This window comes from Psychrobacillus sp. NPDC093180 (assembly GCF_044754065.1).
GTDB lineage: Bacteria > Bacillota > Bacilli > Bacillales_A > Planococcaceae > Psychrobacillus.
In genome coordinates, this window is record NZ_JBIVOJ010000005.1 from 180,945 (window position 1) to 200,555 (window position 19,611).

Genomic DNA, 19,611 nt, shown 5'->3' on the forward strand with positions numbered 1-19,611 from the left:
GATTGGGAATCGCAAGATAGGTGTGTGGAATCACAAGATAGGACCCCTAAATTGCAAGATACAGTCTCAGAATCGCAAAATAGAGTCCCTAAATCGCAAGATCCAGCCTCCGAATCGCAAAATAGAGTCCCTAAATCGCAAGATCTCCCTCCATAAATTGGGGATCGCAAGATAGGTGTGTGGAATCGCAAGATAGAACCCCTAAATCGCAAGATCTCCCTCCATAAATTGGGGATCGCAAGATAGGTGTGTGGAATCGCAAGATAGGACCCCTAAATCGCAAGATACAGACTTAGAATCGCAAAATAGAGTCCCTAAATCGCAAGATCTCCCTCCATAAATTGGGGATCGCAAGATAGGTGTGTGGAATCGCAAGTTAGGAACCCTAAATCGCAAGATACAGTCTCCGAATCGCAAAATAGAGTCCGCGAATCGCAAGATCCCCCTCCATAAATTAGGAATCGCAAGATAGAACCCCTAAATCGCAAGATACAGACTTAGAATCACAAAATAGAGTCCAAAAATCGCAAGATAGCCCCCTTAAATCGCAAGATCCCCCGAAACCACCAAAATAATACAGTACAAACTCCAACGTTTCCACTCCAAACCCATTTTCTTATGTCCAAATAAGTACTTTTAAGCTTTATACCTTGTAGCTATAGTGCAGTATTCAGTATAATAGGTTGATGGGTATTCGTATTAGCTACGAAGGAAAGAAAGGAGCGTCTTCTTAATGAATGAAGAATCGCGTTTACAAAGTACACAAGTAAAGGAACCTAATTCTCCGGACAAAAAATCCGAGAAGGATTATAGCCAATATTTTCAATCAGTTTATACTCCACCATCCTTAAAAGAAGCAAAAAAACGAGGAAAAGAAGAAGTTGCTTACCATAATGACTTTTCTATTGCCGAGCAATTTAAAGGAATGGGGCAAAACCGTAAATTTTATATTCGTACGTATGGCTGCCAAATGAATGAGCATGATACAGAAGTTATGGCTGGTATTTTCATGCAGCTAGGTTATGAGCCTACCGACACGGTGGATGATGCAAATGTCATTTTACTTAATACATGTGCCATTCGTGAAAATGCGGAAAACAAAGTATTTGGTGAGCTAGGCCATTTAAAACACTTAAAACAAAACAATCCAGACGTATTAATCGGTGTATGTGGATGTATGTCCCAAGAAGAATCCGTCGTCAATAAAATATTAAAAACCTATAATCAAGTAGATATGATTTTTGGAACGCATAATATTCACCGCCTACCTAATATTCTAAACGAAGCTTACCTTTCAAAAGAAATGGTCGTAGAAGTTTGGTCTAAAGAAGGCGATGTAATTGAAAACTTGCCACGAGTGAGAAAAGGTTCTATTAAAGCTTGGGTAAATATTATGTACGGATGCGATAAGTTCTGTACGTACTGTATCGTTCCTTATACACGAGGAAAAGAACGTAGCCGTCGCCCGGAAGATATCATTCAAGAAATTAGACATCTTGCAGCGCAAGGCTATAAAGAAGTGACACTACTTGGTCAAAATGTTAATGCATACGGAAAAGACTTCGAAGACTTAGATTATCGATTCGGTGATTTAATGGATGATCTTCGCAAGATTGATGTAGCACGTATTCGTTTCATGACAAGTCACCCTCGAGACTTTGATGATCATTTAATCGAAGTACTTGCAAAAGGTGGCAACTTAGTCGATCACATTCATTTACCAGTTCAATCTGGTTCATCTGATATACTAAAAATAATGGCTCGTAAATATTCAAGAGAGCATTATTTAGAGCTAGTTCGTAAGATTAAAACTGCTATACCAAATGTCTCTTTAACAACGGATATTATAGTGGGATTCCCGAACGAAACAGATGAGCAATTTGAAGAAACAATGTCTTTATATAAAGAAGTAGGATTTGAAATTGCTTATACGTATATTTACTCTCCACGTGAGGGTACTCCGGCTGCCAAAATGGTTGATAATGTACCGATGGAAGTGAAAAAAGAACGTCTCCAACGTTTAAATAAATTAGTAAATGATATGTCTGCTGAAGCAATGAAAAAATACGAGGGTCAAATTGTAGAAGTACTAGTAGAAGGGGAAAGTAAAAATAACCCGGATGTACTTGCAGGATATACACCAAAGAGTAAGCTAGTTAACTTTGTTGGACCAAAAGAGATCATTGGTCAGCTAGTGCAAGTAAAAATTACAGATGCTAAAACGTGGTCACTTACTGGAGAACTAGTAGAAGTACAAAAAGAACAAGAGGTGGGAATATAATGACTACTAAATATACTAGAGACGATATTATTGAAAAAGCAAAAGAAATCGCAACAATGATTGCTAATACAGAAGAAGTAGATTTCTTTAAACGTGCAGAAGCACAAATTAACGAAAACCAAACAGTGCGTGAAAAAATTGCTAGTTTGAAAAGCTTGCAAAAACAAGCAGTAAACTTTCAACATCTAGGAAAAGAAAAAGCACTCAAAATGATTGAAGGTAAAATCGAAGCAATCGAAGCAGAAATCGATGAACTGCCAATTGTACAAGAGTTCAAACAATCACAAGGTGATGTAAACAGTCTTCTTCAATTAGTTGCAAACTCAATTTCTAACAATGTAACAAACCAAATCATCGAAGCAACTGAAGGCGATCTACTTAGAGGCGAAACTGGCTCCAAAGTAAAAAATACAACATATGATAGCTGTTCTTAATAAATAATTGAAGAAAAACGCACATATAATTTGAAAAGATGTATGTGCGTTTTTTATTTTGTCAGTTAATAAGTTGGTAATATATTATATATAATAATCTAAAAATAGAGAATTGGCATAATAGGTTGACAATTAAGTAGCGACTTATGGTAGAATTGTAACGAACATAGGGGAAATATATAGATAAGGGGAGAAATTTGAATGAAGAAAAAGCAATGGAATTTGTTAGCGCTTCTAAGCTTATTTGCTTTATTAGTATTAGCAGCTTGTGGTTCTACAGATAGCGGTTCTTCAGACAGCGATGCTACTACTGATGGTAGTGCTGGCGGAGAAACTGAAAAATCAAGCAAAGCACCAAAATTTTTAAGCTTGTTAACTGGTGGAACACAAGGAACTTATTATCCACTTGGCGGTACATTCGCTGAATTGATCACAACGGAAACTGGCGTTAAAACTACAGCAGAAGTTTCTCAAGCATCCGCTGCGAATATGACTGCTTTGCAAAATGGCGAAGGTGATATCGCTTTCGTACAAACCGATATTGCGTATTATGGAACGGAAGGAACCCTAATGTTTGAAGGAAAGAAAACGGATTCAGTAACTGCATTAGGTGCCTTATATCCAGAAACAATTCAATTAGTAACACTTGCTGATTCAGGTATTACTTCTTACGAAGATTTAAAAGGTAAAAAAGTTTCTGTGGGTGCACCAGGTTCTGGTACTTACGCAAATGCAGAACAATTACTTGAAATACACGGGTTAACAATGGAAGATATTCAAGCACAAAACTTAGACTTTGGTGAGTCAACAGATGGAATCCAATCTGGACAAATCGATGCAGCATTCATCACAGCTGGTTATCCAACTGGTGCGGTAGAAGCATTGAATGCAACAAATAAAGTATCCATCATTCCGGTAAGTAACGATAAAGCAGAAGCATTAATCGAAAAATATCCATATTATGCGAAAGATGCTATTCCTAAAGGTACTTATGATTTAGCAGAAGAAGTACCAGCTGTATCTGTGCTGGCAATGCTTGCAGTTAAAAAAGAACTTCCAGAAGATCTTGTATATCAAATGACAAAAGCAATTTATGATAATACAGATAAAATTAGTCATGCAAAAGGTGAATTCATTAAAGCGGAAACTGGTTTAGATGGAATCGGTATCGAAGTTCATCCTGGAGCACAAAAATATTTTGATGAAGTAAATAAATAATTGAAAAATAAAAAAGGGGCTCAGTTGCGAATAGCTTCGAGCCTCTTTTTGAATTAAATGGGGTTAATCAACAAGTGAAAAAAATACTTGTGGGGCTAATCATCTTAATGCCTATTATATTTTTTATTCCTTTTTGGTCTGCTTTTACGTTTACAGAAACACGCAGTGAGGACCCTGTTCTCCACTACATACCGATGAGTAGAGAAACCAATTTTCAAATTATCTTTACACATTCTATTCATCTGACGGATGTAATCGAAAGCTATAAAGTAATAGATTCCCATAAAATTCAATTACTTTCTATGCAATACAGCGATGTCGCAATCGGTATGCCAGGTTATGCGGAGGAAGGTCAAACGTTACAGTATGAAAATGGAATTTATACGTTGCGATACGAGGAAGCGATATTGAAGGATTTTACCTTACATATTGGTGATGTTGATTATAAGTTAAGCTTCAACTATGGGACGAAGGATTTTAATTTAAAAGAAGAGCTAGTTAGAGGTAAATCATATTTATTTGAAGTGAAGAAACTGTCTTTATATGAAAAGATGAAAGGAGTCGAATTGAATGGGTAAAAAGGATCCGAAATTACAAGACAATCAGTTTGATGAATTGTCTGTTGAGGAACAGCAGGCCATTTTAGAAAAGTATGATCTTGAATCGAATACACGTACTTTAGGTGGAATATTGAAGTATGTTATTTACTTTGGGTTAATGGCGTTTTCATTATTTCAATTGTATACGGCTATTTTTGGTCAGTTTCCAGCGCAAATTCAGCGTACGGTCCATTTAGGCTTTGGACTTGTTTTTATTTTTCTATTATTTCCGGCACGACGAAAATTTTCGAAAACAAAAGTGCCATTTTATGATTTTATATTAGCTGCGGGAGCAATTTTAATCGGGAGTTACTGGACAATTAACTACAATCGTTTAGTACAAAGTTTAGGCCAGTTAGAGGGATTGGACTTTTTCATAGGTTTACTTTCCATATTACTAGTATTAGAAGCTTCTAGACGTGCTGTAGGCTTACCTATTACCATTATTGCTTCTTTGTTTTTAGTGTATGCGTATTTTGGACCGTATTTCCCGGACTTCATGGCCCATCGCGGTCAAAGTGTTGATAATATCGTTAATTTAATGTTCTTTACGACGGACGGAATTTTAGGGACTCCGCTAGCCGTTTCTTCTACGTATATTTTTGCTTTCCTATTATTTGGAGCATTTTTAGTAAAAACGGGAGTAGGAGAGTACTTTAATGATTTATCTATAGCGGTTGCTGGAAAGTTGGTTGGCGGTCCTGCAAAAGTAGCGATCTTTTCATCTGCGCTGCAAGGAACGATTTCAGGTAGTTCTGTAGCAAACGTTGTTACCTCTGGTGCCTATACAATACCTATGATGAAATCGCTCGGTTATAAAAAGGAGTTTGCCGGTGCGGTAGAAGCGTCTTCTTCAACGGGAGGACAATTGATGCCACCGATTATGGGGGCGGCTGCTTTCTTAATGGTTGAATTTATCGGTCGTGGTGTGACGTATTGGGATATCGCGAAAGCCGCTGCAATACCTGCTATTTTATATTTCACAGGGATTTGGATTATGACGCATTTTGAAGCAAAGCGATTAGGATTACGTGGTTTAACAGACGAGCAAATGCCAGATCGTAAAAAAATCTTTAAAAAGTTATATTTAATATTGCCGATTTTCTTAATCATCGTGTTGATGATGGTAGGGGTTCCTGTCATTCACTCTGCAATGTACGGTATTGTTGCTTGTATCATCGTTGGGATGATCAACAGAGATACAAAAACAGGTCCTCGGGAGATTTTAGATGCATTAGTGGATGGTGCTCGTACAGCTCTAGGTGTTATAGCCGCTACTGCGTGTGCTGGAATAATTGTAGGGGTTGTTGTGAAAACTGGATTAGGACTAAGTTTGGCAACGAGTTTAGTAAAACTAGCTGGAGGAAGTATTATTTTAACATTGTTCTTTGTTATGATTGCATCTCTAATACTAGGAATGGGTGCTCCAACAACTGCTAACTATGTTATTACTTCTACAATTGCAGCACCGGCTATTATTGCATTATTGGCACCTGACGTACCGCAAAGTGCTGTGCCGATTGTCGTGTTATTATCAGCGCATTTCTTCGTGTTTTATTTTGGGATTATTGCAGATATTACGCCTCCTGTCGCCCTTGCCGCCTTTGCTGCATCGGGAATTTCAGGTGGTGATCCGATCAAAACCGGTGTGGAAGCTTCCAAGTTAGCGATAGCCGCGTTCATTATTCCGTATATGGTTGTATTTTCACCGACATTGTTAATGATTGATACAACCTTGTGGGAGATAATTTGGGTTTTCATTACTGCATTAATTGGAATGATTGCTATTGGTGCAGGAGTAATTGGTTATTGGTATCGTAAAGTAAATTGGATTGAAAGAATTTTCGCTGTGGTTGCAGGGTTATTATTAATTTATCCGGAAGGTTATTCTGACATTGCAGGCTTAATCATTTTTGCTATTCTTGTCACGATCCAATATATGACACGTGAAAAAACAGATAAAAAGAAACAAGCAATAGTAGCTTAATCGGAAAACACGAGCCTTCATGGGTTCGTGTTTTTTCTATATGGGCATATATAGAAAACTGTTATAATTAAAATGTTAAGAATAATAGAAAAGAGGATTTTGGATGTCACTCAAATTTATACAAGCGGAAAAGCAAGTATATGATTCCATCGTATTTCCTGCTTTTGATTTAACGATTGCTGGTGGGGAAGTTACCGCTATTTGTTCGAATGTGAACATAAGGGAGCAGTTAATCGAAATAATACTAGGAAGAAATTTATTATCCAATGGAGAAATTCAATATGCGGATGAAAAGAAGTTAGCGTTCTTTTTCCTACATGAAGGCTTGCATGAGCGTCTTACAGTGCAGGAGTTTCTCAAGTTTTACCATCAATTGTATCAATCCAAACAATCAATCGAAGAGATTACTCGTTTAGTACAGCTGGATTCGAAGAAAAACAAAAAAATAAAAGACCTTACATATTCCGAAAAAAAACGTGCTCAGTTAGCTTACATACTAATTCAAAATGCGGAAACTTACATAATGGAAGAACCTGATCAAAATTTGGACGTTGAATCGAAACGAATATTTATCGCCGTTTTTAACGAGCTTCGAAAATTGAATAAAACAGTGCTTGTTTTAACAAGTCACTTAGAAACAGCAGTAACTGTTGCAGATAAAATTGTCCGCTTGGATGACAAAGGACTTCAAATAGTCCAAACGGAAGAAGAGCATCCAGAGGAACTCCAAAACGAAAACGTAATAGAAAGTGAAACCGAAGAAAAAATTGTACAACCAATCCGATTTGAAAAAATCCCAACGAAAGTAAATGAAAAAATCGTGCTATTTGATCCACCAGAAATTGACTATATTGAAAGTACGGAAGGGCAAACTTTTTTACATATAAAGGGGGAAAGCTTTCCTTGTACGTTTACGCTAAATGAATTAGAGGAGCGATTATATCCGTTTGGATTTTTCCGATGTCACCGTTCCTATATCGTGAATTTACAAAAAGTTCGGGAAGTAATTACGTGGACGAGAAATAGTTATAGCCTCGTACTCGATGATGCATTAAAATCTTCCGTTCCCTTATCCAAAACGAAAATGGCGGATTTAAAGGGAATGTTGGGCCTCAAATAAGCTCCATTCACCAAGGAAATGACTCCTTTCACCGGAAATATGCTGTTTTCCATATAAAAACCGCTTAATGTTAGTTGTATAGAAACGAAACAGACAACTAACCATTTAGGAGGATGAATATGGAAAACGCAATTGAAGTGAAAGGTTTAGCAAAATATTTTGCTAATTCTAAAGCAATTGAAGGCGTCGATTTTGAAGTAAAAAAAGGAGAAATTTTTGGCTTTCTTGGACCAAGTGGCTCGGGAAAAACAACAACCATTAAAATATTAACTGGTCAACTAGATCCGACAGAAGGAGAAGCATTTGTTTTTGGGGAAAATGTTTCCCATCTAAAAAATCCAAAAGCACGCAAACGTTTCGGCGTACTAACAGATAATAGTGGCCTGTATGGAAGATTGACCATTTATGAGAATTTAAAATTGTATTGCGAGCTATATGAACTCCCACTTTCTAAAATTGATGAGACCCTTGGATTCGTTAATTTAAAAGAAGAAAGCAAGAAAAAAGTGGCTACATTATCAAAAGGGATGACGCAGCGTGTCGTTTTGGCAAGGGCAATTTTGCATGAACCAGAGCTATTATTTTTAGATGAACCAACATCTGCACTGGATCCGGTGAATACCCTTCATATATATGAGGGATTACGTGCGCTCAATAAAAAAGGAACAACCATTTTTTTAACGACGCATGATATGCAGGAAGCAGATACATTGTGTAATCGCGTTGCCTTTTTAAATAAAGGGAAGATCCGCCTGCTCGATCAACCAAACAAGTTAAAGAAGCAATATGCGGATGCCACTATTACCGTAGAATTAACGAATGATGAAAAAATACAACTCCGTAGAGATGCAGCAGGAGCAGAAGAGATGTACCAATTAATGAAAGATAATCGAGTGGTAACGGTACATTCCAACGAACCAACATTAGGGGATATTTTTGTAAAAGTAACGGGAGGGGAATTGGTATGACATTTTCATGGAAGCGTGTAAACGCAATACTTCAAAAGGATTTTAAAGATTTTTCGAGAAACTCGGCTGTATCTATCATCATTTTCTTACCAATTATTTTGGCTGCAATTTACGGAAGGATGGGAATCGATTCGCTTCAAGTCCATTTTATGAATATTAATATGGCCTTTGCAATGGTTGGAACCTATGTACAATGTTGTTTAATAGCAGAAGAAAAAGAGAAGAACACGTTACGAGGACTCATGCTATCACCTGCAAGTACGCTAGAAATTCTCGGTGGGAAAAGTTTGCTAACATTTGTATTAACGATTGTTGTTGTATTTTTTAGTGCGTATTTATCTGAATATAGACCGGCAAGTATGGGGATTGTAGCAGTTGCAATTGTTTTATCGACATTATTTTATATTGGAATGGGTACGTTATTAGGGCTTGTTGCAAAGTCTGTAATGGAGTCATCTGTTATTGTACTTCCGGTTATTGGGGTTTTTACAATGGGTTCATTTGTAACTGCTTGGACAGAAAAGTATCCAATATTAAAAGTTGCAGAATTTTTACCGAACATACAATTAATTGAGCTGGCTGAAGAAGTAGAGCAAGGAGCAGGTTTTGTTCAAGTGCTTTCGAACTTAGGGATTATCGGTATTTGGATCGTTGCGGTCTTTGCATTGACGGTGGTAGTGTATCGGAAGCGAATGGTGGATTGATTAGGAGAGAATTTTCTCGGAAGTAGTCACTTTTTTATTAAAAGTAAATAATAACCAATATGCATGCTGAAAAAAACTTCTTCATTTTCCTGTTTGTATGATAGTCGGGTAGTATTAGCTAGTACTTATGTGAGAAGTGACAAAATCGTCACTTCTCTTATCATTTTGTAACCATAATCGTAGGCTAATATTTTCTATTACCTGTAAAATGTACGAAAAGGGAAAAGAAGGAGGAATTTAAGAATGAAAGCAGTAAAGATAGCAATTGGAACCCTGATTGTGGCGGTTATACTAATATTGTCTATGTCTCTTTTAGTTAAGAACGAGCTGGCAGACATGTTAAACCCTTTTATCCCACAAAAGGATGTTTTCGTAAAGATTGATCAAATTGGAGAAAGGATAGATTCAAAGACATACGAATATATCTTAGAAGGAATTAATGAAGATGGTAAGAAAGTTCAGATTGCTTTTACCGCCAGTAAACATTTACGAGAGGGAGCATATTTAAAAGTAGATACTAAAAGAACTTATGTGAAATCATGGGAAGAAGTCCAGCTAAAGGAGATTCCTTCTGCTGTTCGAGATAAACTATAATAGGACCAAAAAATTGTTTCCTATAATAATAAAATTCACATTAAAAAGCGCAGTACAAGTCTCCACTGAGCTTTTTAATGTGAGATATAGGAAGAATATCGATAACAGACAAGAAAAAAATATTTTATTTTTTTATACTTCAGTTGGTTTCGGAACACATCATTCCGAAACCTTTATAATAGCTTTATGCTTGTGATTTATGTTGAAATGGACATTTTCCTTGAATCGGCTCAATATCATCGCCGATAAAGAACTGCTTCCATTCATTATGCGTAGGATCGCCAAAGTGACCGATATCTGGATGCTTCGGCAACTGATCCCAAGCTTCCACACGTTTCCGGACTTTTTCACGTGACATAATACCACCTTTTTCAGTTCCTTCCAATCCTTTAAATATTTTACGAGGCTGGAATCCAAGAACCATGGCATTTCCTAGATCTCGTGTCTTGCGCTTCTTGTATGCAGGAGTATTTCCAAACACGAATATAGGCTCTCCATTGAATCGGAAATCCCATAAGTAATGCTCAGGGTCTCGTGGACTATCTTCCGGCCATTCTACTTCATCGACTTCGTGTAAGTATTGGAGGATTTCCCAAAACTGCTTTCGGTAATCATCGATAGAACCCTCTTGTTCAAAAGGCTCTACAAATACAAAAAGACCGTGTCTCTTGTAGTTTGGTAATTTAAATAAATCTAGAAAGCCTGCTACAGCAGACGGTAGATTACTCCAGTCGTCTTGCGTGATATAAGCATAGCGGAGCTCGCCTTTCAGTTCGCCACTCATTCCAAAAAAGCACGGGAACGTTTTATCTGTTACTGTATTGTGAAATGTTTCATATTCCTTATAAAGCCAACTAGGCAAGTCTGTTCTAGTATGAAAATCTTCTTTTGTTAATAATGCTTTTTCCTTTGTAATCACACAATCTCCTCCACTATCTTTATTCACATATATATATTTATTCTTTACCCCATCCTAAATTTCCTGAAACAATAAGGTTAAATGAAAATAAATTGCACAAAAAGGTTATGTAATGAAAAAAAGAGGGAATATAAAAGAAGGAATAAAGAAATTGGAGGATTAATCATTGTGAAAATAAGTCAAACGCAAGCTCAAATATATTGTCAAAATGAATATGGAACGCTCCAAAAAGTCGTTCTATGTGAACCGCAATATATGGAAATTAAAGAAGTGATTAATGATGTGCAGAAAAAATATAAACATGATAATATTGACCGCTCACTTGCCATTTCACAGCATCAGTTATTTGAACAAACTTTAAGAAATGCTGGTGTTGAAGTGATTAAACTAAAACCAAGTAAAGATCATCCTGAACAAGTATTTACTAGAGATATTGGTTTTACATTAGGCAATCGCTTTTTTATTTCCGAAATGGCGAATCCGATTCGTCAAGGTGAAGAGGAAATATTAGCCCAGTGGATGAACGAACATGGCCTTTCCTATATGGAGTTTTCCAATCATTCCATAGAAGGTGGAGATGTAATCATAGATGGCAATCGTGTGTTTATAGGAATTAGCGAACGTACGTGTATGAAAGCTGTAGAAGCTTTGCAAAAAGTATTACCGGAATTTGAGATTATTCCTGTTCCATTTAATTCAAAATACTTGCATCTGGACTGTGTATTCAATATTTTGTCCTCCGAAGATGCATTAATTTATCCCGATGCGCTCGATCCAGAGATAGTGGACCACTTGGCGAGTATGTATCATTTAATCGAAGTAAGTGAGAAAGAGCAGTTCTCAATGGGTACGAATGTGTTATCAATCGGTCAAAATCGAGTGTTTAGTTTGCCAATAAATCAGGATGTTAATGATCAGTTGAGAAAGCATGGATATGAAGTGTTGGAGGTAGATTTTTCGGAAATCATTAAATCAGGAGGCTCGTTCCGGTGTTGTTCCATGCCACTTGAACGACATTAATAAGCACCAATCGATCTATGTTATTACATATGATTGATTGGTTTTTTTACGTAAAACATTTCTAAAAGATCCTAGCTCGATTCTATAAAAGTCTTCTATATTGCGGTAAAATATACTATATAAATAGAGGGAAACAGTGTAAGGGAGGGATTGAGATGGCGTTTTTTGAAACAAGTGACGGAGTGAAATTGTATTATCAGCACAAGGGAGAAGGCAATCCAATCGTGCTTGTCCATGGCTGGTCTTCGGATCATACTTCTTTTGACCAGACATTCGAAGAATTGAGTAAAAGCTATCAGGTTATTTCCTACGATTTAAGAGGGCACGGCAGTTCTGAAAGGCCGGAAAAAGGATTATCCTTAAAAAGATTTGCGAAAGATCTCGAAGAATTGATGGAAGATTTAAAGGTTCAAAATGTCACTCTAGTTGGACATTCGATGGGCGTATCTATTGTCTTTGAGTATGTTAAGCAATTTGGTGTTCAAAGACTAAAATCAGTTTCCATTTTTGACATGACGCCAAAATTGGTCAATGAGGGCGATTGGAATCTTGGTCTCTATCATGGAAAATATACAAGAGAAGATTCGCTAAACGACCTGTCAGTGATCAATGAGGATTTCAGAGAATTTGCGAAACCATTTTTCAAAATTACAGTGCCTTATTTAACTGATGACCTTATGAGCGAGCAGCTCAGTATAGTGATCAATAACAATACGTCACATATTTTATCTGCGATGTGGCATGCGATGGCAGTTTCGGATTTTAGAGATGTGCTCCCAAACATTACAGTTCCAACGCAAATAGTATACGGAGAAAAGAGCACCCTGTATTCGAAAGAGACAGCGGATTATTTAGCATCGCAAATTCCAGATGCTAGAGTGGTACCTTTTGAAAACTGCACGCATCTATTAGTCGTAGAAAACCCTGCAAAAACAACTCAGGTCATTGAAGAAATCGCTGAATTATCCTACAACCGTTCATGAAAGTTCTTTAGCAGTCAATGGTTTTAGATAACCGATAAAAACATGGAACGTCAATTCTGAAATGGATTGACGTTTTTAGCTTACAGCAGAAATTGAAACCAATTTACTGTACATTCGTAGATATAGGGGAACATCTTAAACTCATGATCCAAAATTACAGGGGGAGTTCAAATGGAATATTCTACGAAAGCAAAAGAATGCCCAAAATGTGGAGGAATAAAACTCGGAAAAGGGAAGCAAATTGGACATGCAACTATGCATCCATGTAACAAATTGAGCTTTGGATCAGATATTATATACATTATTTGTACAGATTGTGGGTTTATCATGGAAAGCTATGTTAAAAAACCGAAGATATTTAAAGGAACATATTTGAATCTAGGGAAGTGAAGATGGAATTGCTTTTAATGTGGGGTGAGTATTAATGAAAATAGGAATATTTTTAGCTGTTATTTTTATTCTTCTATTTGGTTTTTTATTTTGGTTTGTTCACCATGAAAATAAAAAAGAAAATGAGAAAGACAATTTGCTAACATTGGTGATTATTGCTATCTTATTTTCAATGATTCTTACAGCTATTATTGCTTTTTTTCTATTTCTCATCATTGGTTCCGCTAATGTCATGAATACATTATTTTCGTTAAATTTAAATTCGAGTCAATTAATACTAATTGGCATTTCTTATCTTATTTATTGGATGACCGCGGATAATATAATAGAAAAATTCTTTGAATATCTTTGGGGGGAGAATATATATGCTATTTTATCCTTAGCTGTAGCAAGAATTGCGACATTCTACATAATTGGCATTATATTAAATTTAGATATTGCGATAAACATGACTATTTCAATTGGGATTTCCGTTATTTTATTGGGGATTGATCTGCTCTTTTTTCAAAAGAGGAGGTTAGAAGAATAAAGCTCGTTCACTATATTACTGTTTAGATAAAGAAAAAGCCCAGTTCACCCAAGCTTTTCCTTAATTTAATCGCTTGTGATTTTTCCCTCTTATAATAACTTCATATGGCAATTCTTCTACTGCTAACTCTTCTCTTTTTAGGTCAATGATGTCATGTACATATTTTTCTATCTGCTCGACTTTTTTATTGGAAATCCATGCCCACGTCGAGTCGATTAAGTCTGTTTTAATAATAATTTGCAATGGTTCTGGATGGAATGAGTAAGCAAATCCTTTATATTCGTCAAACTTTTTATCCGTTTCTTCTCTTATTGCATCGAAAATTGGTTGCCATTTTTCATCTCTTATTTCATTCTCACTTTTTCTTGTTACTTTCACATCAAAGTTCATGTTTGTCTTGGAAAAAATGGCACTGGAAATGAGCAGTTGAATTTCGTCCTTCGCTTCGTCATCATACGCTTTCGTTTCGTCTATTCTTATATCTACATAGGGATTCGATTTTCTTGGATCAACCATCATTGCATTGAATGAATATCCTTTTTCGGTTAATAATTCAGCTGATATTGTAGAAACCTCATTGATTAATTCATTTGTTTTTTTATCTTCCTCACTCATCATATTGGGCCTATCCGAAACTTCGAAGTGAATATTAATTGCTTCCAGCTTATTTTCTTTCGCAATGTTATGGACAAGCGTTTTTATTTCCTGTTCGTGTTGATCTACTAAAGTATGATCTGTAACCATTAGGGTGAGTAGATGTCCTTCATTCGAGAAGGTTGTACCTATTTCACCGAAATCTTTGTGCTCTAGTCTCTGATTTAATTCCATTAAAAATTCTTCCACTTTCTGGTGTTCCTTTTTCGTCTCCGCCATACTTTCAGCTAATGTCTTCTCATCGTTTTGTGATTGTACAAACAAAAAGGTAAGTATAACAATCCAAGCCAGTATTACTCCTAGTAATGTAAGGGATTTCTTTTGCATTTCTTCCACCTCCAATTGATCGTGCTTCCTCCAGCCAATTATACCTTTAAATTAGTCTAGCAACACTATTTTTGGGTATGATAATTAAGTATGTAAGCATAAACAGTAGAGTCGTTCAAAACTTTCAATTTGAACGACTTTTTGCGATGAATGAGTCCGATGAAGAAAGGAGGAGTTGCCTTTGACATGGGACATTCTTAATATTATTGGTACCATTGCATTTGCAATAAGTGGTGTGCTTATCGCTATAGAAGAGGATTATGATCTGTTCGGTATGTATGTGCTAGGATTTATGACTGCATTCGGTGGCGGTCTTATTCGTAATATATTGATTGGGATACCAATTGAGAACTTTTGGCTACAACCTCATTTGTTTGAAATAGCATTTTTGACTATTACGATTGCTTATATAATGCCAAATAAATGGATTATAAAATGGAAAAATGCTGTAGTATTTTTTGATGCAATCGGTTTAGCAGCGTTCGCCATTCAAGGGGCAAATTATGCTGTATCCATCGATGCACCGTTAATGGTAGTAATTATAGCGGCTTGCATGACAGGAACAGGTGGTGGAATGATAAGAGATGTGTTCGCAGGCAGGAAACCGATGATTTTTAGTTCTGGTATTTATGCTTTTTGGGCCGTACTAGTAGGTCTTGTCATTGGTTTTGGTTTTATACGTGGATCGTCTGCTACATTTTTGCTCTTAATAATGATTGTTATATTAAGGATACTATCCGTCTATTTTGACTGGAACCTTCCACATAAAGGATATAAAAAAAGAATGGACAACTGACGAAAAAGAGTTGCTTAGGCAGCTCTTTTTCTATTGTACAACTTATATTTCGAAATTTCCGAAACCTTATTTCCCACTATTCGTAGATACTGTAAAGGAGCTGGTGTGCTTGTCACTCATTGCAGATATTTTAATGGCTATTTATGTTGGAGTTATGATTATGTCATCTTTTTTATATGTTCGCCATCTAACAAAAACTAAGAAGCAAAGAAAACTATCAATCTTTGAACATGCTATGTATGTAATCATCCAGATTGCATATCTATTATTTGCAATCAGTTTACTAATTTCTGTATTTGTTGGTTGATAAATATTAATCTTGAGGTGATAAACATGTCGATAAAAGGTATTAATCATTTATTATTTTCCGTTTCCAATTTAGATAATTCCATTGATTTTTACAAAAATGTATTGGGAGCCAAATTGTTAGTGAAAGAGAGATCCACTGCCTATTTCGATTTAAATGGTATATGGCTTGCACTAAATGTAGAGAAAGATATACCTCGTAATGAAATAAGTCAATCATATACACATATACCTTTTTCCATTGATGAGGCTGAATTTGAAAAAATGCATAAAAAACTGGAAAAATGGAATGTAAATATTTTAGCGGGACGTCCAAGAGATGAAAGAGATAAGAACTCTATTTATTTCACTGATCCTGATGGTCATAAGTTTGAATTTCATACTGGAACATTGCTAGATAGATTACAATATTATAAATCAGAAAAAGATCATATGGAATTTTTTGATTAACAGTTTTCCTTTTAAAATAAATAATTTCATTTTAAATATTCTGAAATTATGTATAATTAAAGTTGAGTGAACGCTCAATCAAATTCCATTTATGTTTCCATAAAGGGGGAATAGCTTTTGAACAAATCAACTATTGTTTTCTTTGAAAGAAAATTTCCAAGTGCAAATATGGTTCTTGTTAAGGATGAGCTTCCGATCCTTATTGACACTGGTTTCGGTAGCGATGTGAAAGAGACAGAGCGATTAATAACAGAAGCGGGTGTTTCACCGGAAGAATTACACCTTATCGTGAACACGCACTATCATAGTGATCATGTTGGTGGAAATTTTTATTTGCAGCAAAATTATGGTGTTAAAATCGCTGCCCATAAATGGGAGGCTGAATTAATTAATGTTGGTGATTCGGAAGCCTGCAGTGCCGAATGGCTTGATCAGCCTGTAGAACCTTATCAAGTTGATAGAAAGCTCTCTAATAATGAAGAAATCCATACTGGAAGTAGAACATTACAAGTTTTACACACACCGGGACATACATTGGGACATATTTCTTTATATGAACCAGAAGAGAAGACTTTAATCTGCGGGGATCTCTTTCATAACAATGATATTGGATGGTTAAATATTTTTCGCGAGGGCGTTTCGTCTATCCAAAGATCTTTAGAGAGCTTAGAGCGGTTGTCGATGCTTCCAATAGAAAAAGCTTACTCAGGACATGGCCCCCAAATTGAGAATCCTATGGCCTCTATTGATGCGGCAAGGAGCAGATTCGAAAAGTGGCTCACAATGCCTGAGAAGATTTCATGGCATGCATGTAAGCGAATTTTTTCATTTACTTTAATAATGAAAGATGGATTAGCCAAAGAAGAGATCGATTACTATCTGTTGCAGTGCGGCTGGTTTCAAGATTTTGCCCGTTACTCTTTTCAGGTTCAGCCAGAAGAATTTACTAAAATCCTGCTCGATGAAATGATTCGTTCCGGTGCTGCAAGATGGCAAGACAATCAGTTAATCGCCACTGCTCCATATCATGCACCAGTAAAAGAATGGTTGGATCAGAACGTAAAACCGAAAGAATGGAAAGCTTTTTTAAAGTCATATTAAAGGGGAGATTTAAATGTCATTAAAAGTGGGAGATATTATAACGTTTGAACGGGATTTTACCGCAAGAGATGTTGAATTATTTACAGAAATCTCGGGAGATGAAGGGATTCATCATCTGACACCAGATGAACAGGGAAGACTGGTAGTTCAAGGGTTACTTACGGCTACTCTGCCAACAAAAGTGGGTGGAGATCATAATGTATTAGCCCGTTCCATGCATTTCGAGTTTTTAAGACCTGTGTTTACGGGAGATACAATCATTTGTGAAGTGTCAATTGACCAATTCGAAAAACAGGAAAATAAGAACAATAGAACAGCTATAATAGCCTCTTTTATATGTAAAAATCAGCATGAAAAAGAAGTGTTAAAGGGGAATTTTGCGGGAGTAATATTATAAATCCAGGAGAATTTCTTGTTAATGGATGCTTTACTTTAAAAAGGAGTAAAGCTTTTTTTATTGAACAAATTCTTTAGGTCAGGAGAATAAAATAATGGTATAATTTATAGAAAATTGGAAATTTGGAGAGAGGAGATGAATTCAAAGAACCCAGCAGGATTTGGTTGAACAGGGAGGTATCTTGTGATTTGGATAGAGTTATCAATATTTGTGTTGTTTGTATTTATATTAAATGAAATAGTTAAGTTTTTTTTGAGAAGATTATTGAAAATCGAGAAAGAAAATAAACCTATTTTTTTATACAACCACATAAACGCATTGCATAGAAAAATTGATTGGTTTATCAGAATTACTTCTTCTATTGCATTAATCGTTATCAATTGCTTAATCATACTTGAAGATTATTCCATAAACCTGTTATTGATTGCAACGTTTTTCTTCATATTATTAGACTATGCAGTAAGGGCATTGTTTGAATGTAAATATTCGCAGAATCCCAAACAATATATTATAACAATTTGTGAAGGGATTTTATTTTTAACTGCCATAATTATTATATTTGATTATTTACTTAGTAAATTATCATAATTGAAAACGTCATTTTTGTGTCATTTTCTATGGTTTATATGTCATCCAATAATTGTTGCTTTCGATTGCTTTACTTCACGAAGGGGTAAAGCATTTTTTCTTATTCAACTAACAAAGCTGTTTAGTGAATTAAAAGTACATTGACCTAAATAAAAAGTCCTTTTCTACAACTTAGGAAAGGACATGGAGGGTTAGCATGAGGCGTTTGAAAAACTTATCCATTTTACTGTTATTTGTATTGTTCATATGGGGCTGTACAGAGGTTATAGAACAGGATGAAGGAATAGAGGAAGAGGCTCATGAGATAATGAAGGATGACAATAGTTCTGCTGAAACTACATACCGTTTTTCATATAAAGGACAGGAGTTTAAAATTATTTCATTTTTCGATGAATCTTTGGAATACGCAAGAACAATTAGTGAGAATCCTGAACTTGATAAGAAAGCTATTTATACAGAGTATGTATTAGAACCGTTTAAAGAGCAATCCTCCATTAAAGATATTACATTAGGCGACCCACTTTCACCTTCTTGGGAAATAGAGCAGTTAGAAAAAAAGACGAGTGAGCTACTTGAAAATCAAGAACAAATTAATAAGTGGATTGAGGAAGCCATATCGAAAGCGGCAGAACTGCTACCAGGTAAAGATACGAATATCTATATCTTTCCCGTTAATCCTGAGGAATGGCATCTCATTAATACAGGAGGAGGAATGAGTGGGTTGACATTTTCTGAGAGTGATTTTTTACTGATGATTGACCCATCCGTTTCAGAAGAAACAGTAAAATATATTGTGGCTCACGAATATCATCACACCGTTAATATTTTGCATAATAGTGTACCGATTGAGTATAACATCTTGGATTTAACCATCCAAGAAGGCAAAGCAGATACCTTTGCAAGTATTGTATACCCTGAAATAAAAGTCATTTGGAAAGAACCATTCTCTAGTGATGAAGAAGCTAAGGTGTTAGAAGAATTAAGCGTATATGGGAAATCTATGGATTTTGTTATTTACGATAAATTGGTTTATGGCAATTCACGTAAAGATATCCCGAGTTTCTCGAATTATAAAATAGGCTATCAAATCACCGAAAGCTTCATTGAAAACAATCCCGATATTTCTATATTGGATTGGACAAAAAAGGGTGCCAAGGAAATCGTGGCGGGCAGTAAATATAGTGATTTTCTCCACTAGGTGTAAGTTAAAAGTTTCAACTATTAACTTTTTCATTATTTAACTGTT

The 19,611-nt window shown here is 35.8% G+C and carries 22 protein-coding genes; 20 read left to right on the forward strand and 2 right to left on the reverse strand.

The annotated features are described in order from the left end of the window. The first annotated feature begins 733 nt into the window (after positions 1 to 733). The 9 genes from miaB (at position 734) to ACIP9W_RS09450 (ending at position 9,905) form a co-directional block, all read left to right on the forward strand. A complete protein-coding gene (gene miaB, locus ACIP9W_RS09410) occupies positions 734 to 2,281 on the forward strand; it encodes a tRNA (N6-isopentenyl adenosine(37)-C2)-methylthiotransferase MiaB (RefSeq protein ID WP_400788470.1) in 1,548 nt (515 codons plus the stop codon). Beyond that, positions 2,281 to 2,715 carry a YlbF/YmcA family competence regulator gene (locus ACIP9W_RS09415; RefSeq protein ID WP_282245247.1) on the forward strand — a complete coding sequence of 145 codons (435 nt, stop codon included), beginning with the start codon at positions 2,281 to 2,283 and terminating at the stop codon, positions 2,713 to 2,715. Before miaB ends, ACIP9W_RS09415 begins: the two co-directional genes overlap by 1 nt. Before the next feature lie 201 nt (positions 2,716 to 2,916). Next, positions 2,917 to 3,933 carry a TAXI family TRAP transporter solute-binding subunit gene (locus tag ACIP9W_RS09420; RefSeq protein WP_400788472.1) on the forward strand — a complete coding sequence of 339 codons (1,017 nt, stop codon included), beginning with the start codon at positions 2,917 to 2,919 and terminating at the stop codon, positions 3,931 to 3,933. A 74-nt stretch (positions 3,934 to 4,007) separates the two neighbouring features. Beyond that, positions 4,008 to 4,511 carry a DUF1850 domain-containing protein gene (locus tag ACIP9W_RS09425; RefSeq protein WP_400788474.1) on the forward strand — a complete coding sequence of 168 codons (504 nt, stop codon included), beginning with the start codon at positions 4,008 to 4,010 and terminating at the stop codon, positions 4,509 to 4,511. Next, the gene (locus ACIP9W_RS09430) at positions 4,504 to 6,519 is read left to right on the forward strand and encodes a TRAP transporter permease (RefSeq protein WP_400788476.1); all 2,016 of its coding nucleotides are present in this window, start codon (positions 4,504 to 4,506) and stop codon (positions 6,517 to 6,519) included. Before ACIP9W_RS09425 ends, ACIP9W_RS09430 begins: the two co-directional genes overlap by 8 nt. A gap of 103 nt (positions 6,520 to 6,622) precedes the next feature. Then, positions 6,623 to 7,639 carry a LytTR family transcriptional regulator DNA-binding domain-containing protein gene (locus ACIP9W_RS09435; RefSeq protein ID WP_400788478.1) on the forward strand — a complete coding sequence of 339 codons (1,017 nt, stop codon included), beginning with the start codon at positions 6,623 to 6,625 and terminating at the stop codon, positions 7,637 to 7,639. 119 nt (positions 7,640 to 7,758) lie between these two features. Next, complete coding sequence (locus ACIP9W_RS09440) at positions 7,759 to 8,607, forward strand: ABC transporter ATP-binding protein (protein ID WP_400788480.1); 849 nt, start codon at positions 7,759 to 7,761, stop codon at positions 8,605 to 8,607. Next, on the forward strand, positions 8,604 to 9,311 hold the full coding sequence (locus tag ACIP9W_RS09445) for an ABC transporter permease (RefSeq protein WP_400788482.1): 708 nt from the start codon (positions 8,604 to 8,606) through the stop codon (positions 9,309 to 9,311). The genes ACIP9W_RS09440 and ACIP9W_RS09445 overlap by 4 nt, the downstream gene beginning before the upstream one ends. A 243-nt stretch (positions 9,312 to 9,554) precedes the next feature. Next, entirely contained in the window at positions 9,555 to 9,905 is a 351-nt protein-coding gene (locus ACIP9W_RS09450; RefSeq protein WP_400788484.1) for a YxeA family protein, read from the forward strand. Positions 9,906 to 10,089: 184 nt separating this feature from the next. Here ACIP9W_RS09450 and ACIP9W_RS09455 read toward each other — a convergent pair whose 3' ends face one another. Beyond that, positions 10,090 to 10,824, reverse strand: a complete 735-nt coding sequence (locus ACIP9W_RS09455; protein ID WP_282245232.1) for a YqcI/YcgG family protein — start codon at positions 10,822 to 10,824, stop codon at positions 10,090 to 10,092. Between the two features lie 165 nt (positions 10,825 to 10,989). On the opposite strand from ACIP9W_RS09455, the gene ACIP9W_RS09460 reads away from it, so the two are divergent. The 4 genes from ACIP9W_RS09460 to ACIP9W_RS09475 all read left to right on the forward strand — a co-directional run bounded on the left by ACIP9W_RS09460 (position 10,990) and on the right by ACIP9W_RS09475 (position 13,746). Continuing rightward, positions 10,990 to 11,844, forward strand: a complete 855-nt coding sequence (locus ACIP9W_RS09460; protein ID WP_400788764.1) for a dimethylarginine dimethylaminohydrolase family protein — start codon at positions 10,990 to 10,992, stop codon at positions 11,842 to 11,844. 155 nt (positions 11,845 to 11,999) lie between these two features. Further along, positions 12,000 to 12,827 (forward strand): alpha/beta fold hydrolase, encoded by an 828-nt coding sequence (locus ACIP9W_RS09465; RefSeq protein ID WP_400788487.1) that lies wholly within the window; start codon positions 12,000 to 12,002, stop codon positions 12,825 to 12,827. A gap of 171 nt (positions 12,828 to 12,998) precedes the next feature. Continuing rightward, on the forward strand, positions 12,999 to 13,217 hold the full coding sequence (locus ACIP9W_RS09470; RefSeq protein WP_400788489.1) for a transcription initiation factor TFIIIB: 219 nt from the start codon (positions 12,999 to 13,001) through the stop codon (positions 13,215 to 13,217). Between the two features lie 34 nt (positions 13,218 to 13,251). After that, positions 13,252 to 13,746 carry a hypothetical protein gene (locus tag ACIP9W_RS09475; protein WP_400788491.1) on the forward strand — a complete coding sequence of 165 codons (495 nt, stop codon included), beginning with the start codon at positions 13,252 to 13,254 and terminating at the stop codon, positions 13,744 to 13,746. A gap of 60 nt (positions 13,747 to 13,806) precedes the next feature. Here the strand turns inward: ACIP9W_RS09475 and ACIP9W_RS09480 are convergent, their stop codons facing one another. Then, complete coding sequence (locus ACIP9W_RS09480) at positions 13,807 to 14,727, reverse strand: hypothetical protein (protein WP_400788493.1); 921 nt, start codon at positions 14,725 to 14,727, stop codon at positions 13,807 to 13,809. A gap of 181 nt (positions 14,728 to 14,908) precedes the next feature. Between ACIP9W_RS09480 and ACIP9W_RS09485 the strand changes: the two genes are divergently transcribed. The 7 genes from ACIP9W_RS09485 (at position 14,909) to ACIP9W_RS09515 (ending at position 19,563) form a co-directional block, all read left to right on the forward strand. Continuing rightward, a complete protein-coding gene (locus ACIP9W_RS09485) occupies positions 14,909 to 15,523 on the forward strand; it encodes a trimeric intracellular cation channel family protein (RefSeq protein WP_400788495.1) in 615 nt (204 codons plus the stop codon). Positions 15,524 to 15,632: 109 nt separating this feature from the next. Continuing rightward, the gene (locus ACIP9W_RS09490; protein ID WP_400788498.1) at positions 15,633 to 15,830 is read left to right on the forward strand and encodes a hypothetical protein; all 198 of its coding nucleotides are present in this window, start codon (positions 15,633 to 15,635) and stop codon (positions 15,828 to 15,830) included. 26 nt (positions 15,831 to 15,856) lie between these two features. Continuing rightward, positions 15,857 to 16,279 (forward strand): FosM family fosfomycin resistance protein, encoded by a 423-nt coding sequence (fosM, locus tag ACIP9W_RS09495; protein WP_400788500.1) that lies wholly within the window; start codon positions 15,857 to 15,859, stop codon positions 16,277 to 16,279. A gap of 117 nt (positions 16,280 to 16,396) precedes the next feature. Beyond that, positions 16,397 to 17,380 (forward strand): MBL fold metallo-hydrolase, encoded by a 984-nt coding sequence (locus tag ACIP9W_RS09500; RefSeq protein ID WP_400788502.1) that lies wholly within the window; start codon positions 16,397 to 16,399, stop codon positions 17,378 to 17,380. 13 nt (positions 17,381 to 17,393) lie between these two features. After that, a complete protein-coding gene (locus ACIP9W_RS09505) occupies positions 17,394 to 17,777 on the forward strand; it encodes a hotdog family protein (RefSeq protein WP_400788505.1) in 384 nt (127 codons plus the stop codon). Between the two features lie 210 nt (positions 17,778 to 17,987). Beyond that, positions 17,988 to 18,365 carry a DUF4181 domain-containing protein gene (locus ACIP9W_RS09510; RefSeq protein ID WP_400788767.1) on the forward strand — a complete coding sequence of 126 codons (378 nt, stop codon included), beginning with the start codon at positions 17,988 to 17,990 and terminating at the stop codon, positions 18,363 to 18,365. A gap of 196 nt (positions 18,366 to 18,561) precedes the next feature. Further along, the gene (locus ACIP9W_RS09515; protein WP_400788507.1) at positions 18,562 to 19,563 is read left to right on the forward strand and encodes a DUF2268 domain-containing putative Zn-dependent protease; all 1,002 of its coding nucleotides are present in this window, start codon (positions 18,562 to 18,564) and stop codon (positions 19,561 to 19,563) included. Positions 19,564 to 19,611 lie beyond the last annotated feature (48 nt).

What these genes read in the sequence shown, in the direction of transcription:
- miaB (WP_400788470.1), top strand. Translation starts at nt 734, where the DNA reads ATGAATGAAGAATCGCGTTTACAAAGTACACAAGTAAAGGAACCTAAT.
- ACIP9W_RS09415 (WP_282245247.1), top strand. Translation starts at nt 2,281, where the DNA reads ATGACTACTAAATATACTAGAGACGATATTATTGAAAAAGCAAAAGAA.
- ACIP9W_RS09420 (WP_400788472.1), top strand. Translation starts at nt 2,917, where the DNA reads ATGAAGAAAAAGCAATGGAATTTGTTAGCGCTTCTAAGCTTATTTGCT.
- ACIP9W_RS09430 (WP_400788476.1), top strand. Translation starts at nt 4,504, where the DNA reads ATGGGTAAAAAGGATCCGAAATTACAAGACAATCAGTTTGATGAATTG.
- ACIP9W_RS09435 (WP_400788478.1), top strand. Translation starts at nt 6,623, where the DNA reads ATGTCACTCAAATTTATACAAGCGGAAAAGCAAGTATATGATTCCATC.
- ACIP9W_RS09440 (WP_400788480.1), top strand. Translation starts at nt 7,759, where the DNA reads ATGGAAAACGCAATTGAAGTGAAAGGTTTAGCAAAATATTTTGCTAAT.
- ACIP9W_RS09445 (WP_400788482.1), top strand. Translation starts at nt 8,604, where the DNA reads ATGACATTTTCATGGAAGCGTGTAAACGCAATACTTCAAAAGGATTTT.
- ACIP9W_RS09450 (WP_400788484.1), top strand. Translation starts at nt 9,555, where the DNA reads ATGAAAGCAGTAAAGATAGCAATTGGAACCCTGATTGTGGCGGTTATA.
- ACIP9W_RS09465 (WP_400788487.1), top strand. Translation starts at nt 12,000, where the DNA reads ATGGCGTTTTTTGAAACAAGTGACGGAGTGAAATTGTATTATCAGCAC.
- ACIP9W_RS09470 (WP_400788489.1), top strand. Translation starts at nt 12,999, where the DNA reads ATGGAATATTCTACGAAAGCAAAAGAATGCCCAAAATGTGGAGGAATA.
- ACIP9W_RS09475 (WP_400788491.1), top strand. Translation starts at nt 13,252, where the DNA reads ATGAAAATAGGAATATTTTTAGCTGTTATTTTTATTCTTCTATTTGGT.
- ACIP9W_RS09480 (WP_400788493.1), bottom strand. Translation starts at nt 14,727, where the DNA reads ATGCAAAAGAAATCCCTTACATTACTAGGAGTAATACTGGCTTGGATT.
- fosM (WP_400788500.1), top strand. Translation starts at nt 15,857, where the DNA reads ATGTCGATAAAAGGTATTAATCATTTATTATTTTCCGTTTCCAATTTA.
- ACIP9W_RS09505 (WP_400788505.1), top strand. Translation starts at nt 17,394, where the DNA reads ATGTCATTAAAAGTGGGAGATATTATAACGTTTGAACGGGATTTTACC.
- ACIP9W_RS09515 (WP_400788507.1), top strand. Translation starts at nt 18,562, where the DNA reads ATGAGGCGTTTGAAAAACTTATCCATTTTACTGTTATTTGTATTGTTC.